The organism is Corynebacterium glyciniphilum AJ 3170 (genome assembly GCF_007673095.1).
Lineage (GTDB): Bacteria > Actinomycetota > Actinomycetes > Mycobacteriales > Mycobacteriaceae > Corynebacterium.
Genome location: NZ_VDYZ01000001.1, coordinates 1 through 16,223, shown reverse-complemented (window position 1 = coordinate 16,223; position 16,223 = coordinate 1). Strand labels below are relative to the sequence as shown.

Genomic DNA, 16,223 nt, shown 5'->3' with positions numbered 1-16,223 from the left:
AACCCTACCGGCGGGTCGTCCAGCTCCGCAGCGAGTGGTGTGAGACATTCAGGTCACGGGCAGCGTCGATGTAACTGCACCCGCCGTCGGTCATTGCCTTCGCGAGGGCTACCAGTGCCGCCTTGTCCGCCGGGTCGCGGTCGGTGCGGGTGAAGTGCCGCTGTCTCACCGGTGGCTCGTACACATCGGGCCACCGGTTACCGTTCACGGCGTTGTTGACGCTCGTTGGACTAACGCCGATCTGCGCCGCTATAGCTCGGATCGGCTCACCCCCACGGACGCGCCTGCGCATGTCACCGACCAGCTGCGGGGTCAGCTTCGCTACAGGACTACCCGCGCCTGTATGCGAACGTCCCGGTACGCGTGGCTCGGTCTCGTCGACACTCGCCCACGTCGTGCCACGCACCGCGGCCCCGATCGTGGGTGCAGGTATCCCGGTCGACCGGGACAGCTGTTGGATAGTCTCACCCCCACGGACACGCTGTCGTAGCTCGATCACGAGCGGCACCGACAGCCGCGCTCCGCCTGCTGCGTGATGCGGACGACGTCCCGGATGACCGAGCAGATTCGCCAGCAACCCCGGTGTCAGCCCGAGATCTACCGCGACCTCGTCGGTGCCAGCCCCGGCGGCGATCATCTCCGTCGCGAAGGCTGTCAGGGCGGCACGGTCGGTGTCGTCGAGGGTCGAGTTTCCCGTCAGCCACCGCGTGCGGCCCGCAGGTGTGCCCTGCGCGGTGCTCTGCTGCCGTTGAACCGGGGCCGCGACGTTGTCGAGGTGACCGAACAGCCTGCCGGTGACGGCGTCGCGCACAGTCCGGCGGGCCACTCCGTAACGCCGGGCAAGCTGCGCGATCGACCTTGATTCCTCGGCGACGGCGATCCTGGCTTCGATCACCTGCATGTCGGTGAGCAACGCTATCCCTGCGCCCTGCGGTGTCGAGATAGCCACGCCCGCAGCGTCGAGGGCTGTAAGTCGAGCAGCCGGGCGATCGCCGCGGTCGTGAGGGTCGGGTGCTGACGCTGGATCGTCAGCGCCCGACCAACTACCGATGCCCGCTGCTCGTCGGTGTAGTGCTCGCGATCCGTGGGTAGGTTTCGCCGCACCGGCGGCACTACGGAATCGACCGACGACCAACTGCGACCGGTCACCGCAGCGCACAACGTCGTGTGCTTGATCCCGATGTCCGCAGCAACGGCGGACACCAACTCGCCCGCAGCGACCCGCTGCCGGGCACCTGCGACCAATTCGGCGGTTAGCACCCGACGTCCGGTGTCGATGTTGTCGTCAGGCACCATCTCACTCACCCCTGACCCGCCGAGCGCCCCGCCCGGCGAGGACTTCGGCGACGCCGAATAGCTGGATCAAGTCGACGAGGGAGGTGTGTGCCGCCTTCACCGGGTCTTCGGGGTCAAGAATCCCCCGCACCGCGCAGGGGTCGCGGCCGATCAACCCGGCGGCGGTCTGCAGGCGTTCGGCGGCGCGCACCATGCGATCGCTGACCTGCCGTCGTGCTGTCGACACCGTTACGGCCTGCAGCGTCTTGTCGGTGTCGGCGAGCGCTGTGCCGTGACGATCTTGTAGCTGTCGGCGAAGCTCGCCGACCGTCAGTTCATCGCCGGGGGTCTGGTCTGTCGTGGCGTCACTGGTCATCGTCGGCCCCTTCCAGCGACTCGACGAGGTCGAGCAGTTCGGACAGCTCGCGGACGTAGCCGCGAAGCACCTGCCACTGTTCGGCGTCGTCGCCGAACGGCAGCAGGTGCCCCATCCGATTCCTGCCAATGCGGCTCCGAATGTCATGCACGCGGGCTTTTGCCCCGGCGAGGGCGACATCAGCAGGCAGGGTTACGGTCTTGTTCGTGCTGGTCATAGCGATATTCTCCTAGTTAGTTGTCATACATATTCGACACGATCGATTCGATGCGCCGTTGGTCTACGCCGTTCATTCCCCGTTGACCGGTCAGTTCGCCTACATAGTCGGGCACGTCAGGCTCGGGCGGCTGTGGTCCCCTGCGAAGCTCGGTGCGATAGGGCAGGTTTCCCGTCCGGCGGGTCACGCCGTGGCCCCCGTCCCGGCTCGCAGGGCAACAGCAAGCCGATTGACCGATTCCGAGTGCCACCGTGGGATTCCAGCAATGGGCGACCCCGTGACCTTCAGCCGCGAGCCGTTTACCTGCCACCACGAGGGCGATACCCCGAGGACGGACAACATCTGTGCAGTCGAACAGACCTCGCTAACGTGCCTGAGCCTGACCACGGACGAGGTCAAATACAAGCCCGGCGAGGTGCGTCGAATCTCGTGTTTCCGGGCAGCGACGCCGATGGATCGCTCGCTGATTCCCAACCACTCGGCAACCTCTCGGGTCGTCATGGTCGGCGAGGTGGGCCGCTCGACCTCGTCGCCCTCCCCCGGCAGCGCAAAGAACCCGTCGGGGGTCAGGTCGCCGTCGGCAAATAGCTGACCGCTCATCGCGCCGACAGCCTGAACATCTCGACTGCCCGCAGCGGCGGAGCGGACAGCCGCGACTTCAGTTCAGCCTGCCGGGCGGCGTCCATGAGGTACGCGGCTTCGACCTCGACAGCGATAGTCCACTCATTGCGCCAGTTCAGGAACTCGCGGGCACGGCGGCGACGGCGGGCGTATTCCTCGGCGTCGCCGCCGTCGCCGAACGGGTCGCTGATCGGCTTCAGTTCCCCCACCAGCCCGGCGGCCATAGCGGGCGCGAGCTTCACCCCGGCTGCGGCGAACAGCACGTCGTCACCATCGAGTAGCAGCAGCTCGGGCACATAGTCAGCCTGTGCGGTTTCTGCACCGCTCTTGTACTTCACCTGTGCACCCATACCCGAATACACATCGGCGGAAAACTCACCGTGGGCGAGGTACCACCAGCCGTTGAAGGTGTCATCGGCCTGCAGCCACCGGAACGCGGCGGACGCCCGACGGACGGCGTCGAGGTCTGCCCCGCGGACGCCGGAGACGTTGCCGCCGGGCGCAATGACCTGAATCGCGGCGGCGAACGGGTCCGCGGTCAACGGTCCCAAGGTCTCGCCGTAGCCGTTGCCGCTGCGCTGCGTCAGGTGATCCTTCACAACCTGCGGCAACTTCGCGAGAGATTCGGACATCTCGTCGGCGAGGGCGACCATGCGGTCTCGGACGATCGGGGCGCAGGAACGGGCGAGGTTCGGCACGCTCCACTCATCGCGGTCCGCCGTCGCTCGTGCGGTGCGTTCGACCTCCGCGCACAGCTTGTCCACCTTCGCCGGAGCGGGCGCGACGAGAGTCTTTGCCGCCTGCGCCGGGGTGTGGGTGCCGTCGACGATCTTCGATGCGATCCCGGCGTAGTCCGGGACACTCGCGAGCGACCCGCGCACCTTCTCGACGATCTTCTCGACCTCGACGTCGGCGGCGATCAGTTCGGGGGTTGCCGGGGCCTGAATCGGCCCGAGGGCGAGAGCTTCCAGCCCCTCGGCGACCTCGTCGGCCCTTTGCTGAAATGAAGTGTGTGCCATATCTCGGTGTTTCTCCTTAGTCCGATTGCAGTGTCGGAATTATCACAGCACTACACGCAGCCCTCCCCCGCTTACCGCACCTCGAATATCCCCGCCGACCTGCGGTCCCTCGACTACTACCAGCTGCCCTGCGGTGGTCACCGAGCACCCGGCGAGCGCGGGGCCGAACGGGCGAACCTTAAGGCAAGATGAGTATGTTTTTGGGTCGGAACTCTTGCCCGTCTCGGATTCATGGCAATACCGGGGGGAGCCAGGCAAGGGGACCGCGGGGAGGTACCCGCCACCCCTGCGATCTTCGACACCCCGAACCCAAAGAAAACTTACCTTCGCGATCGTTCACGAACAACGTTCATCAACGCAATTTCGATAGAAATTGATTTTACATCGAGCGACAAAGTTCAGTTGCTTTCGTCCTGCTGTTCATCGTTCGTTTCGATCATCGTCGAGCTGTTCGTCGCGCTGAAGTTCTGTTGCTGTTTGCTGTTCATCATCACTTCAGCGCGAACCAAACCATGACCAAACCGCGCCCAAACCATCTATATGCGTGCACGCGATTTATTCGATTCATGCGGTGTCACAGGTCGCTCGTCTGTTCGCCGCTGCTGCTGCTGCCCTCGTGCTGCTCGTGCTCGTCGTGCTGCTGTCACCGTCTCGCGCTGCTCGTGCTGCTGCTGTCGCTGTGCGGCCCGTCTGCGGCGTCGAAGGGGGCGAACCTACACACGAGTACTCGACGGGGCCTACAGGCTCGCAGGTGGAGAGTGGGCCGGTGTCGCGGGGCGTCGAGGGGACACACGCGCAGCCGGGTACAGCTCGGGCCTTGCGAAGGGGGGATCGCTACTCAACCGAGCAGACCACCGGGACCAGATACGAAACGGTGACCCCCCGGCTGCACGTGCAAGGTCATCATCTCACCGCCCCGGCTGTAGCGCAGCCGTTCGGCGAATCCGGTAGTCCGTCAACCCCGGCGGAATATCTATCTCCATCCGCTCGCCCCACACAGCCCGCGTGTGGGGGTTCCCTAAAGGGAACCCCACACATACGCAGGGGTAGCACTGTAGGTGTGTGAGATTAGCTGTGTTCCCCACACGATTAGATCCTGCCGGGTACATACTCTCACCTGCGGTAACTGGGTGATTTTGGTGTGGGGAAACGTGCGGACAATCGACCCCGCGCCCACAGCCCACAGCTGTGGGCACACAGGTAGTCAGCTCCCACAGATTTTTCCCACAGCGTCAGGCACTATTCCAGCGGCCCGAATAGCTCGCCAGGCTGGTCTATCTCGCCGACTGCCCGAAGCGCGTCGAGCACGGCGACCGCGTCACCCGGCAGCGCGTCGCGGTCGCTGCGTAGCCGCTTGTGGTTGCCGCTCGCCCATACGACCTGACCGGACTTCTTCGCCCGGTCAAGGTAGGTCTTCAGGTGCCCGCCGCGCTTCCACGGGGCGTACGTCGCCGGGGCGATCACCTTCAGCTGTTGTTCAAGCTCCGCACGGGTGACGCCGTCCTCGCCGCCGAGGTGCGCGATCGCTACAGCGACGAGGACGGGGTTCGTCAGCCCGACGCCCTTCTCGGACACAATGCGGTCCATGACACCCGGCTGCGTGTCTGCGAGCCGCCGGGCCGTCTGTGCGCTGTGCCACTTCGCCGCCCCGTCCGGCCCGACGAGCGCAGCGACGAACTGCCCTTCGGCCCCGCTGGTGTCGGTAGTCACCGAGAACTGCCCGAACAGGTGCCCGTGGTCGATGTACGCGCTATGTGCGAACACACCACCGTGACGATCCTTGGTCACCGACACGTCCAATCGGGCGTGCGCGACTGCCGCCGGGTCTTCGACGACGTCGACACGGAATGCCGCACCGGTAATGTCACCGAGTTTCGACTGTGCCCCGATCGCGTAGCGGCCCGGCGAGCTACCCTGCCGCGACTTCGCGAGGTGGTCAACCATGACGACGACGGCGTCGTCGGTGTGGTCGGCGATGTAGCGCGGAACTTCGCGGTTCCACATCGTCGCTTCGCCGTTGTCGTTGCCGTTGAACCCGGCGAGAGACAGCGCGTTCGTCACCCCGTCGAGCACGACGAGGGAATAGTCGTGCTCGACGAGCATCGCGTCGAACGCCTTGTGAATCCCGAGCACCACCGCCGAGGTCTCCCCCGCCTTCGGGGTGCTCGGGTGCTCGTCCGGCTCGCGGTGATGGAAGTACCGTACGACGTCGTCACCGTTGGCACCGAGCAGCCGCAGCCGGTTGTACGCTGTCTGCCGACCATCCTCGTAGTCGAGGTACAGCACGTGCCGCCCTGCGGCGATCTGCTCGGCGGCGGCAGCGAGCACCAGCCACGACTTACCGCTGCCCGGCTCGCCGTAGACCGAGTGCGTCTTGCCGGGGTAGAACATCGCAGCCCCGTCGACTCGGGCCATGACCGACGGGGTAGGCTGCTCGACCTCCCCGGCGAACACAGCGGCCACAAGCTCGCTGTCGTCGTCACGAGCACCCCACGAATCGCCGGGGCGGCGTCCGGCTTCCTCGTACTGCGCGGCGAGCTTTTCGGCGTTGCGCAGCTGCTTTGCTTCGTCATCATCGCGAAGCCGCTTCAGTTTCTCCGTCACCGTCTTCGACCGCTTGCGCTGGGTACGCTGCCGTTCACCGTCGAGGGACGCAGCCACCGTGTCGGCTTCGGTTGCACCGTTGTACAGCGCCACCGCACCCACAGCGTCGATAGTGTCGTGCTTGTTCACCGACTTTGTCCTGCGTACCGTCGTGACACGGGTGTCGTGAATGAACCGGTAGGTGCCCGGCAGTTCGTCCACCTGCTCGGCGCGGGTGTTCCCTGCCTTGTCGACGAGCACCCGGCGGTCGCCGTCCTTTGTCTCCTGTTTCAGCCCGAGCTTGCCGAGGTGGTCGTCGAACTCGCCCTTCGACCATTGCTCGTTGAACATGCGCCGGGTCGCCGGGTCGAGAATCTGGTCACTCATTGCCGACCACCTCCTCGACGGTCTCGGCCTTATCATGCTGGTCAGGTGCTATACTGGTCATGATCGCCCGGTCTCCTACCCGCTGGTCGCGGTCGTAACGTGCAAGTGTCAGGTACTCGCCCCCGTTGTTGGTCGCATCGGGGGCGTTGCCATGTCTCGGCGGTTTCACGCTGCGACACCTCCCCCGGCACGGACTACGGCGACGATGCGGTCGAGTTGCGCGTCAGATAGCGGCGGGGCGTCCGCGACCACCCGGCGCGCATACTCGACGACAGCGGGGTCGGGGGTGTGCTGCTCGGGGGCCGGGGCGGTCATGATGACACCACCCGCCCGAGCAGTCGGTCGACAAAGTACGCGACCTGTTCAGGGCGTAGGGCGGCGACGTTGTAGTCGCTCATGATCTGGTCTAAGGCGACGTCGAGACGTGCCGCTACGACGTCCTGCTCGACGGCGAAGTGATCGGTGTCAGGGTGCCACCGGCGCAGCTGACCGAGACGTGACGCTAGCTCTTTAGCTCGCCGCCCCGCCGGGCTGACCGGGGTCGTTTTCGTGGGTGTGCTCGTGGACACGGGTAGCTCCGTTGCAAGGTAGCCCCGGCTCTAGCGCCGACGAGGGCGCGAGCAGGGGGCATGAGTGATTTCCTTGCAGGACGGGTGCGGCCATTCCAGCCGGGCAGTGCCGTATTCCGAGCCTTCGCGTGTCGCCTGACAGAACACTAGTGCGGCCAACTCGGGGCGTATGGGAATGACCATACAACATATGGATACTCACGCGCCAAGTATCGGTAGTGAGTAACAGTGCAGGTAAACACCATATGTTCTGTGGATTGCACTGTTACCAATGCCCTACTAACTGCGGCAACGTCGAGTGTTGATAGGAGGTAACACCACAACATGTAGTGGTCGAAGATACTTCTTGTCATTCGCCGTTCACGACGTCGTCGCCGGTTTTCCAGCGGAACACGACCCGCTCGGGGTCGAAAGTCTTACGCCCCGGCGTGCCGTGCGTGATCGTGATGTCGACCAGCGACCGTAACACTGCCCGGCGCAGGTCGAGGTCCGCACCGGCCCACCACTGACGTACATCGTCGGTCTCGGCGAGCGGGGCGAGCGCGTTGTCGTGCCCTGCAAGCTCCGCGAGCTGTGCGTCAAGCTCGGCGACCTGCTGCTCGACTTTCGGGGCGACACGCGCATACGCCGCCGGGGTGATCGCCCCGAGGGCGACCTGATCGTCGAGGTCGTCGAGACGTTGCCGCACCTGCGCCCGCTTGTCGGTCAGCCGACTAACCTCGTCCACCCGGCCCGAGGTCAGCGCGAGGTGTGCGCGTATGTCGGTCTTCTCCAACCGCTGCAGCACGACCTCGACAACGGTCCCGTCGACATAGTCACCGTGTATCGACGAGTGAAACCCGCTCGCCGGGGCGCGCAGCGGCTCGCGACGACGGCAGGTATAGCGCCGGAACTGTGTACCATCAGCCTTCGTCTTGTACTTAATTTGCAGGGTGTCACCACATTCGCACCGATAAATGCCGCTGCCGAGGTGTTTGTTCTTGTTGCCCCGGCGATTCATTTCCTTCGCCGGGTTGTCGAGGACGTCGCAGACGGCCCGCCACGTGTCGACGTCGAGGATCGGCTGCCATTGCCCGGTGACACCGTCGAGAATCTGCCGGTTGTAGCGCAGCCGTTTTCCCTTGCGATCCTTCGGATTCCAGCTGACCAGCCCGGCGACTCGCGGTGTCTTGATCGTATCCCGCAACGACTCGGGGTTCATCGGGTTACCTCGGGTCGACGTGATCCCCTCGTCCGCCATTCGCAGGGCTACCTGCCGTAGCGACACCCCGGCGAGAATCTGCCGGGCTGCTTCGCGCAGCGCTTCAGCTTCGCGCTCGTCGACGACGTACTCGCCGTCGACGAAGTGGTAGCCGAACGATCGCCGACCGTCAGTGCGCGGCTTGCCTGCCTGCCGGGCCTGTAGCTGCGCAGCGAGGACACGCTCCGCACGTAGTTCGGACTCGTACGCGGCGAGGTCGCCGAGTACACGAGCCGACATCCTGCCCCCGGCTGTCGACAAGTCCCAATGCCCCGCGTTGACCGTGTGCGTCGACACCCCTACCTGCTCTGTGGCGTCGATGTACTCGTTCAGCTCGATCGGACGGCGGTGCAAGCGATCGGGTGCCCATGCCACCACCCGGTCGAACTCGCCACGGGCCACGGCGTCGAGCAGTGACCGGTATCCCGGTCGCTTCGCTCCGCTGTATGCGCTGACCGAGTTGTCGGCGTAGACCTTCGTTACCGCCCACCCCTCACGCTCCGCTAGCGCCCGGCACGCCTGCTCTTGCCGCTCGACGCCGAGTCCTTCACCGCCCTTGTCGCGACTGATACGGCAGTAGATCGCTGCCCTGACCTGCTGCGGTTGTTCCTGTGTAGGTGTCATGGTCATAACGTACCCTGAAACCGGGTCGGGCTTTCCGGACCCTGGCGGCCCTGACAACCACAGGTGATGTCCTCCTGCGGCCGCGATCTCGAGGCCACGACGTGCCTCGTCCTGACCACACACCTCCGAAAGGTCCGGTCCGGGGGCGGACGACGGCAGGACATCTCGCTGCTGCAGTTCACCGGTATCGACGGCCTCCACCAGTTCACCGCGGATCCACGGGGCCAGGTCTCGTAGATGGGTAAGGCCGACGACCTCCAGACCGGTCACCCTCGCGGCACGGGATGCTTCGACCTGGTTCCCCCGCGGAACCGCTGCACGGCAGAAGCCGGCGCGGTCCGCTGCCAGGAGCATCGGCAACACACCGTCCACGGGCCGCACCGTACCGTCGAGACCGAGTTCTCCAAGCACGATCGTCGACCGGGATTCCTCGGCCGGGACCACTCCCTGTGCCACGAGTATCGCCAGGACCATCGGAAGATCGAACCCCGACCCCCTCTTGGGGACAGAAGCCGGCGACAGACTCATGACAACCCTGCTCTTCGGCCACTCCAGGCCGCTGTTGATCATCGCTGAACGTACACGGTCACGCGCCTGGACAACCGCCGTGTCACCCAGTCCCACGATGCTCATCCCGGGCAGCCCCCTGCTGATGTCGCATTCCACCATCACCGGCGTGCCACTGACCCCGCTCAGGGCCATTCCGCGCGCCTGCCCCACCCGTACCGGAGAACGTTCACTGAACGTGGTCACCAGCCCACCCCCTCATAGTGGGTGATGTCACCTGCGGTGATATCCAGGACATCGAAGCGCACCACCGGGGCCCTGTGGCCCGGATTGCGGCGGAGCCACTCTGCGCCGGCGTGCCGCATCGCCGCGAGCTTGGCCGGAGTCACCGCCTCCGCACCGGTGCCGTAGCGACCGTCAAGACGCCACTTGACCTCTACGAAAACGATGGTGTCGTCGTTGTCCCCGTCACCACCGGCGAGAACGATGTCCACCTCGCCACGCGCGGTGAAGAAGTTGCGGTCGAGCAAGCGGTACCCACGATCAACGAAATAGGCGGCTGCCTCATCCTCACCGGCTTTCCCGACCTGCCGGAGATTTCTTCGCGGACGTATCCCGCGGGAGGCCGGACCTGCAGACGGGTCCTGGGGACCACGGTGACTGTGGTGGTTGTAGTTGGGAGGGTTCGTGGCTGGCGACATAGCTCAGCACTCTGGCACACCATCGGGACTGCATCGTGCCCGTTCACCGGCATTTCCGCACGATGCTGTGGAGAACCGCGTGCCTGTGGACAGACGGGCCATCAGCCCCGGCCGACGGCCCCGCTCAGGGGGTCAGTCAGGCATACGCAGATCAGGCTTGTCGAGTTCCTCGATATTGACGTCCTTGTAGGTGATCACCCGGACATAGCGGACGAACCGGGCCGGGCGGTACATGTCCCACACCCAGGCATCCGACATCCGTACCTCGTAGTAGACCTCTCCGTTTGCGTTACGGGGCAACAGCTCCACGGCATTGGCGAGGTAGAACCGACGCTCGGTCTCCACAACGTAACTGAACTGGCTGACCACGTCCCGGTACTCGCGGTACATGGACAGCTCCACGTTGGCCTCGTAGTCCTCAAGCTCCTCGGCGCTCACGGTTGCTGGTCATCTCCCTCTTCGATCGGCGGTCCGGCCTGCCACCGTCGGTGGGCGGCGGCCACATTGGAGTAAGTGTAACGGTGCTCGGGGGTCCCACCGAGCAGACTCACCGAGGCCATGTGCGACGCGGTACCGTAACCCTTGTGTCCGGCCAGTCCGTAACCGGGATATTCACTGTCCATCCGGCCCATCAGCCGGTCGCGCGAGACCTTCGCCAACACACTTGCCGCGGAGATACACCGGGCGATCAGGTCCCCTTTGACCACGGGAAGGTGCGGACGTGAAAAACCGTTGACCTTCATCGCGTCGGTGAGGATATAGCCGGGACGTACGTCGAGACGCGCCACGGCGCGTCGCATCCCGCCCAGATTCGCGTGCTGGATCCCCAGGTGTCCACGTAGGACGCCGGGACATGCACCACCGCCCAGTCCTCGGCGACCTCCCTGACGACGTCGAAGTAGTGATCACGCTTCTTCGGTGACAGCTTCTTGGAGTCGGTCAGTCCGGAGAGCTCAGGAATCGGGCCGGGAGGAAGGACGCAGGCCGCGACGGTCACGGGACCGCAGCACGCACCGCGTCCTGCCTCGTCGACGCCTGCGACCGGCCCCAGACCGGCCTTGTGCACAGCCCACTCCAGCGTCCTGCCGTCCGGCATACTCCGCACCGGTGCCACCTCTACTGCTGGATATCCGGCGAAGCGACACCGCCGATACGGTCCAACGGCCAGATCCTGGCCGTGACCTTGCCGACGACATCGTCGACCGGCACCGTTCCCTGGCGTTCATCACCGATGTGGAACCGTGAGTCGCCGGAGTTCGTCCGGTTGTCACCCATGACCCACAGGTTCCCCTCCGGCACGGTCACCGGACCGAAGTAGGCGCCCTGACATGCGTCCGAGCCGGTCATCGGATCGACCTGGTACGTCAGTGGTGAACGCGTGTAGGAATCGTCGACCTTCTTACCGTCGACCATCACCCCGGGGTCACCCGCCTGACACTGCACCGTCTGCCCTCCCGTAGCAATGACCCGCTTGACCAGTGCATTCTCGTCAGGAGCGAGGATGCCGATGTAGGACAACGCGGTCTGGAGACCGCTGACCACGCTGTTGTCGGACCGCTGTGAGACATACTGGTCGTTCCAGGACTCGGGGCCGTTGAAGACGACGACATCGCCCGGCGACGGCTCACCCCCGAAACTGTAGGACAGCTTGTTGACGAAGATCCTGTCACCGACGCAGTCCTCACACCCGTGCAACGTGGGTTCCATCGACTCCGAGGGAATCAGATAGGGGCGCCCGACAAACGAGTTGAACAGCGCCAGCAACACCAGCGCGATCACCAGGATGATGGGGAACTCGACCCACCACGGGTACGTCCGCTTCTTCTTCCGCGCAGCCTCCTCCCGTCGCGCGGCCACCTTCTGCCGTTCCGTCATCGGGGCCTGCTCGACGGCGCTCGGAGTACTCTGACGGGACCCCCACGTGTCGTCCACGTCTGTCGTGTCCGGCACATCAGCGCGGCCTGCGCTTCCTGCAGCAGCGCCGTCGGTCGTGGTGCCCGTGTCATCGGGGTCGTTCGGATCAGTCACGGCAACAGACGTTACCAGTCGAGGACGTCAGTTCCGCTTCGCAGTGGAAGCCTGTCTCCCCCGTTTCTACCCGGTTGCCGGCTCAGAAATCTGCGAAGCGCCAGTACAGCTTCTGGTCCTTGAACGCCGCGTTGATCCAGGTGTCGTAGGCGTGGATGCCGACCGGGGTGTAGGTGATGGTCACATTGTCTTTACCATTCAACCTGGTCCACAGGTCCCACGCCGCCGTGGCCCCGAGGCTGCCGATCTCGATGACGGCCCCGTCGACAGTCGTTCGAAGCGGGTAGCTGCTGCGTGGATCGGGGAGCCCCGTAGCCACCGCCATGTGCACCGGCATGGTGAGGTTGTCGACATTGATCCACGGGTTGTCCTGCATCCGGGAACGTTCTGAGTCCCATGGAACACCGGCGTTGTCCTCGCCGTGGGTGATCGCGGTGCCGTCCACCGCCAGTCGTCCGGCCAGCATCTGGTTGTTGTAGAAGCCGCTCAGCGCCAGAACAGACCGGTACATCCCCGGGTGTTTCGAGGCGAGGTTCACCGCCGAATACGCTCCCATACTCAAGCCCACCACCCCCGTGCGTTCACGTCCGCCGTTCGGCACATCGAACTCGGTCTCGAGATAGGCCGGCAGCTCCCGCGTGAGAAAGGTCTCGTACTTGAGTTCTTTGCCGTTCGGTGCGGTGGAGTCCCAGTCGACCCAGAAAGACCGTGAGTCTGCCGAGGGGAAGACGATCGTCGCGTCATCGTCGGCGACGTAGTCCATCGCCCTGCTGCTCCACCCGTCTCCCCCGTGGACGCCGTCGAGAAACTGGATGACCCTGTCATTGCCCGGCGTGCTCGCGGGCTTCACCACAACAGGAATGTATCTCTGCATTGAATCGGACCAGACCTCACAGGTCACCGAAACCGCAGTATGGTTACGGCAGGTGTCAGGAGTGTCAGCAGCTGCACCGGGAACTCCGGTGAACAATGCTGCTCCAGTAGCGGCCACCACAGCGGCCAGGGCAGTGCGGGCGATGCTCCCGAACGAAATCGTCATAGTGGAAATGTACAGTGATACCCCGGTCGGTATGACACATCCGCAACAATTCCTCCGGGCATCACACCCGGGCCGGTATACCCAGCGCGTTACAATGAACCTCGTTCCAGCACCGACCCCGGAATAACCTGCACGGGGTCGGACGGGGGGTCACCGGACTCGATCATGTCCAGCACCATAGCCACAGCTGCCCGCCCCATCTGTCGCTGAGGCGCATCAAATGTGGTGATCCCTGGTCCCAGGAGTCGATACCATTCCGGATCATCGAACGCAGCGACGGCGATGTCACCGGGAAAACTCATCTCCCTCGCCCCCAGCACCGCGGCAACACCCGCCATCAGGCGAGGAGACGCCACGATCACTGCATCGGGCCGCTCGCTGCCGTCCGAAGTGTCGAGGAGTTCTTCCATCATCTCCCGGCCCGAGTCTGCGGTATAGCTGCCGTAACAGTAGCGCACGCGGGCGTCGGTGCCGGAGACTGCGCCGTGCACGCCTGCGGCGCGTGCCACCGTCGTCGACATCGCGGAGTCGCCCAGCAGCACAGCGATATCCCGGTAGCCGTGATGGATCACAAGCTCCGCGAGTCGACGAAACCCGTCCTCGTCATCGCACAGGACGCAAGGAACATCGGCTCCCAGTTCCGAGCGGTTGAACTGCACCAGTGGCAGACCCGACACGACTGAAGCCCCCACCACGGGGACTTGGATAATGCCGGCGACCTGCTGCTGCGCCAGAGACGACACCAGCGCGTCCTGCCCCGTGGACGTCGCGTCGGCGACAGTGATCATCTGGTAGCCCGCGGCCGCGAGCGCATGGTGAATCGTGTCGAGCGCTTCGGTGTAGTATTCGTTGCCCAGATCCGGTAAGACCAGCCCGATGAACGTAGTGCGCTGACGGCGTAGTGCACGGCCGAGCATGTTCGGTACGTAGCCCAAGGATTCGGCGGCGTCCAGCACACGTTGCCTCGTCTCGGGGGCTACCGGCCCGGACCCGGACAGGCTACGGGACGCGGTACCGTACCCGACGCCTGCTCGTTCAGCAACGGCCTTGAGTGACGGACGGGAGGATTGCTGTCGGGGCATCGTCGCTCACCAGATCCCGATGAGATTCATCCACACACCGCCGACGACGAGCCAGATACTCAGTGAGACGACTCCGGCAATGAAGCCGACACGCCACCACTGCGCCACAGTGTTGTACTTCGTCCCGAACAATGTCGGGGAGGCACCACCCGCGTAGTGGGTCAGCGACTGGAAGATATTCGAACAGTAACCGAGGATCAGTGCGGCCAGCAGCGGTGGTGCGCCAAGGGAGAGTGCGGCGCCAAGGAAGGCGATGTACATCGCCGAAATATGTGCTGTGGCGGACGCGAAGAAGTAGTGGGCAAAGAAGTAGATGACGACAAGCAGCACGAGGGCGGGGATCCAGCTCATCGCTCCCAGGGACCCGGCAATCAGCTCGGAGACCCAGTCGATGAAACCATAGGCCGACAGTGTTGTCGCCATCATGTACAACACCGCGAACCATGTCATTGTGTCCCAGGCCGCCTTCTCACGGATGATATCCTCCCAGGTCAGAACATGAAAGACCATAAGAAGGATCACCCCGAGGAAAGCCGTGGTCGTCGCGGAAACCCCCAGGACCAGGTCGCCGACCGTCCAGAGCAGCAACAGGACCAGAAACGTGGCAGCCAGCACCTTCTCCCCGTAGGACATCGGCCCGAGAGCGTCGAGTTCATCGCGCGCCATCTGCTTGACCTTCGGGGTGCTCTTCAGCTCCGGAGGATAGATGACGTAGATCACCAGCGGTACAACGATCAGAGCAGTCAGCCCTGGGACAATGGCTCCGAGAGCCCATGTCGCCCAGGAAATCTCCACACCCTGCTGGGCCGCCAGCGATGCGATCAAGGGGTTCCCCGCCATGGCGGTGAGGAACATCGCGCAGGTGATCGAGTTAGCGTTCGACGACACCAGGGACAGGAACGACCCGGCTCGGCGTGCTGTGGGACCGGGTTCGGAGTCATACGTCATCGCCACGGACGTCATGATCGGCGCCATTATTCCACCGCCACGCGCCGTGGCGGAGGGGATAGCCGGGGACATCACCAGGTCAGCAAGGCTGAGACCGTAGCCGACACCGAGCATACGTCCGCCGAACTTGGAGACGAAGAAGAGGGCGATACGCCGTCCGAAGCCTGTCTTGATGAATCCCCGGGACAACAGGAACGCCATCACGATCAGCCAGATGGTGGCGTTACTGAAACCGACCAATGCATACGGGGCACCTGGGTCATCGCTACTCGGTCCCAAGGGGACCAGGCCCAGCAAGACGGCGGCGATCATACCGATAAGCGTGACCGCGCCCATGGGCATGGGGGCGATGATGATGCAGACGATGGTGGCGACGAAGAGACCGAACATACGCCATGCCTGGTCGGTCAGCTCAGCCGGGTGTGGACTGAACCAGAAGATCACGGTGATGAGGATCGGTATCCCGAACCCGATGAGGATCGTCTTCCAGTGTGACACCGGTGGGGCGTCAACCCGGGGATGCTCCTCGGGGGCTGCTGCTGTCGCGGTGGGCATGTCGCAGATTCCTTTGCATGAGATGATCCGGTGCAACGGTGGAGTTCTCATCTACTCGATGATGGATTCGTTTCCACCGCACTATTGGAATCGTATCCATGCCCCCTTACCTCGGACAAGGGCCTTTGGCCGTGACTTCTGACACGTACTGCCCTCCACCCCACGGATACACGAAAGAACCCCGGACCGCGGGACGTCCGAGTCAGACGACACGCAGGCCGGGGCCCGTGTTCAGTGCGGCTGTGCCGCGGAAGCTTAGCGCTTCTCCTTGATCTTGGCTGCCTTACCGCGGTTGAGTCCCCTAGTGTCGCGTTTCTGAAGTTGGTTGCCGGTTCGCTTTCGCCAGGATCTCGTCAGCCGTTTTCGTCCACACGAACGGGTGCTTGCGCTTGTTCCACCCGGTGATAAACTCCCGGATCTTCGCATTCAAGTCCTTGACAGAAGTGAACACG

At 64.2% G+C, this 16,223-nt stretch carries 17 protein-coding genes and 2 pseudogenes; 1 reads left to right on the top strand and 18 read right to left on the bottom strand.

What is annotated here, in order from left to right:
• Window positions 1-4 precede the first annotated feature (4 nt).
• The 4 genes from FS507_RS00080 to FS507_RS00065 are packed head-to-tail and all read right to left on the bottom strand — an operon-like array spanning window position 5 to window position 1,868.
• Window positions 5-949 carry a hypothetical protein gene (locus tag FS507_RS00080; protein WP_145940836.1) on the bottom strand — a complete coding sequence of 315 codons (945 nt, stop codon included), beginning with the start codon at window positions 947-949 and terminating at the stop codon, window positions 5-7.
• Entirely contained in the window at window positions 916-1,305 is a 390-nt protein-coding gene (locus FS507_RS00075) for a hypothetical protein (protein ID WP_145940835.1), read from the bottom strand. Before FS507_RS00075 ends, FS507_RS00080 begins: the two co-directional genes overlap by 34 nt.
• A complete protein-coding gene (locus FS507_RS00070) occupies window positions 1,298-1,651 on the bottom strand; it encodes a hypothetical protein (protein WP_145940834.1) in 354 nt (117 codons plus the stop codon). The genes FS507_RS00075 and FS507_RS00070 overlap by 8 nt, the downstream gene beginning before the upstream one ends.
• Window positions 1,641-1,868, bottom strand: a complete 228-nt coding sequence (locus FS507_RS00065) for a hypothetical protein (protein ID WP_145940833.1) — start codon at window positions 1,866-1,868, stop codon at window positions 1,641-1,643. Before FS507_RS00065 ends, FS507_RS00070 begins: the two co-directional genes overlap by 11 nt.
• A 429-nt stretch (window positions 1,869-2,297) precedes the next feature.
• Between FS507_RS00065 and FS507_RS17480 the strand changes: the two genes are divergently transcribed.
• The gene (locus FS507_RS17480; RefSeq protein WP_186314496.1) at window positions 2,298-2,456 is read left to right on the top strand and encodes a hypothetical protein; all 159 of its coding nucleotides are present in this window, start codon (window positions 2,298-2,300) and stop codon (window positions 2,454-2,456) included.
• An 8-nt stretch (window positions 2,457-2,464) separates the two neighbouring features.
• On the opposite strand, the gene FS507_RS00060 is transcribed toward FS507_RS17480, so the two are convergent.
• The 14 genes and pseudogenes from FS507_RS00060 to FS507_RS18370 all read right to left on the bottom strand — a co-directional run.
• Entirely contained in the window at window positions 2,465-3,508 is a 1,044-nt protein-coding gene (locus FS507_RS00060) for a hypothetical protein (protein WP_145940832.1), read from the bottom strand.
• 1,239 nt (window positions 3,509-4,747) lie between these two features.
• The gene (locus FS507_RS00055) at window positions 4,748-6,478 is read right to left on the bottom strand and encodes an AAA family ATPase (protein ID WP_186314495.1); all 1,731 of its coding nucleotides are present in this window, start codon (window positions 6,476-6,478) and stop codon (window positions 4,748-4,750) included.
• Window positions 6,471-6,647 (bottom strand): hypothetical protein, encoded by a 177-nt coding sequence (locus FS507_RS17475; protein ID WP_186314494.1) that lies wholly within the window; start codon window positions 6,645-6,647, stop codon window positions 6,471-6,473. Before FS507_RS17475 ends, FS507_RS00055 begins: the two co-directional genes overlap by 8 nt.
• Window positions 6,644-6,793 carry a hypothetical protein gene (locus tag FS507_RS17470; protein WP_186314493.1) on the bottom strand — a complete coding sequence of 50 codons (150 nt, stop codon included), beginning with the start codon at window positions 6,791-6,793 and terminating at the stop codon, window positions 6,644-6,646. Before FS507_RS17470 ends, FS507_RS17475 begins: the two co-directional genes overlap by 4 nt.
• A complete protein-coding gene (locus tag FS507_RS00050) occupies window positions 6,790-7,047 on the bottom strand; it encodes a hypothetical protein (RefSeq protein ID WP_145940830.1) in 258 nt (85 codons plus the stop codon). Before FS507_RS00050 ends, FS507_RS17470 begins: the two co-directional genes overlap by 4 nt.
• A 349-nt stretch (window positions 7,048-7,396) precedes the next feature.
• Window positions 7,397-9,664: a magnesium chelatase domain-containing protein gene (locus tag FS507_RS00045; protein ID WP_145940829.1), complete on the bottom strand. Its 2,268-nt coding sequence runs from the start codon at window positions 9,662-9,664 to the stop codon at window positions 7,397-7,399.
• Window positions 9,661-10,119 (bottom strand): YraN family protein, encoded by a 459-nt coding sequence (locus FS507_RS00040; protein WP_145940828.1) that lies wholly within the window; start codon window positions 10,117-10,119, stop codon window positions 9,661-9,663. Before FS507_RS00040 ends, FS507_RS00045 begins: the two co-directional genes overlap by 4 nt.
• A 132-nt stretch (window positions 10,120-10,251) precedes the next feature.
• Window positions 10,252-10,557: a DUF2469 domain-containing protein gene (locus FS507_RS00035; protein ID WP_038548047.1), complete on the bottom strand. Its 306-nt coding sequence runs from the start codon at window positions 10,555-10,557 to the stop codon at window positions 10,252-10,254.
• Window positions 10,554-11,197, bottom strand: a pseudogene (locus FS507_RS00030) (ribonuclease HII). The gene FS507_RS00035 and the pseudogene FS507_RS00030 overlap by 4 nt, the downstream one beginning before the upstream one ends.
• A 38-nt stretch (window positions 11,198-11,235) precedes the next feature.
• Window positions 11,236-11,994 (bottom strand): signal peptidase I, encoded by a 759-nt coding sequence (lepB, locus tag FS507_RS00025; protein WP_075813362.1) that lies wholly within the window; start codon window positions 11,992-11,994, stop codon window positions 11,236-11,238.
• 235 nt (window positions 11,995-12,229) lie between these two features.
• On the bottom strand, window positions 12,230-13,186 hold the full coding sequence (locus FS507_RS00020; protein ID WP_145940827.1) for an alpha/beta hydrolase: 957 nt from the start codon (window positions 13,184-13,186) through the stop codon (window positions 12,230-12,232).
• A gap of 89 nt (window positions 13,187-13,275) precedes the next feature.
• Window positions 13,276-14,268 carry a LacI family DNA-binding transcriptional regulator gene (locus FS507_RS00015; protein ID WP_145940826.1) on the bottom strand — a complete coding sequence of 331 codons (993 nt, stop codon included), beginning with the start codon at window positions 14,266-14,268 and terminating at the stop codon, window positions 13,276-13,278.
• Window positions 14,269-14,274: 6 nt separating this feature from the next.
• Complete coding sequence (locus tag FS507_RS00010; RefSeq protein ID WP_144692381.1) at window positions 14,275-15,771, bottom strand: anion permease; 1,497 nt, start codon at window positions 15,769-15,771, stop codon at window positions 14,275-14,277.
• A gap of 301 nt (window positions 15,772-16,072) precedes the next feature.
• Window positions 16,073-16,223: pseudogene (locus tag FS507_RS18370) on the bottom strand (IS630 family transposase); the annotation flags it as partial.

Bases quoted from the DNA above. Each gene is read 5' to 3' on its own strand.
- FS507_RS00015 (WP_145940826.1), bottom strand. From the start codon at position 14,268: ATGCCCCGACAGCAATCCTCCCGTCCGTCACTCAAGGCCGTTGCTGAA.
- FS507_RS00040 (WP_145940828.1), bottom strand. From the start codon at position 10,119: ATGTCGCCAGCCACGAACCCTCCCAACTACAACCACCACAGTCACCGT.
- FS507_RS00060 (WP_145940832.1), bottom strand. From the start codon at position 3,508: ATGGCACACACTTCATTTCAGCAAAGGGCCGACGAGGTCGCCGAGGGG.
- FS507_RS00020 (WP_145940827.1), bottom strand. From the start codon at position 13,186: ATGACGATTTCGTTCGGGAGCATCGCCCGCACTGCCCTGGCCGCTGTG.
- lepB (WP_075813362.1), bottom strand. From the start codon at position 11,994: ATGACGGAACGGCAGAAGGTGGCCGCGCGACGGGAGGAGGCTGCGCGG.
- FS507_RS00055 (WP_186314495.1), bottom strand. From the start codon at position 6,478: ATGAGTGACCAGATTCTCGACCCGGCGACCCGGCGCATGTTCAACGAG.
- FS507_RS00065 (WP_145940833.1), bottom strand. From the start codon at position 1,868: ATGACCAGCACGAACAAGACCGTAACCCTGCCTGCTGATGTCGCCCTC.
- FS507_RS00010 (WP_144692381.1), bottom strand. From the start codon at position 15,771: ATGCCCACCGCGACAGCAGCAGCCCCCGAGGAGCATCCCCGGGTTGAC.
- FS507_RS17470 (WP_186314493.1), bottom strand. From the start codon at position 6,793: ATGACCGCCCCGGCCCCCGAGCAGCACACCCCCGACCCCGCTGTCGTC.
- FS507_RS00070 (WP_145940834.1), bottom strand. From the start codon at position 1,651: ATGACCAGTGACGCCACGACAGACCAGACCCCCGGCGATGAACTGACG.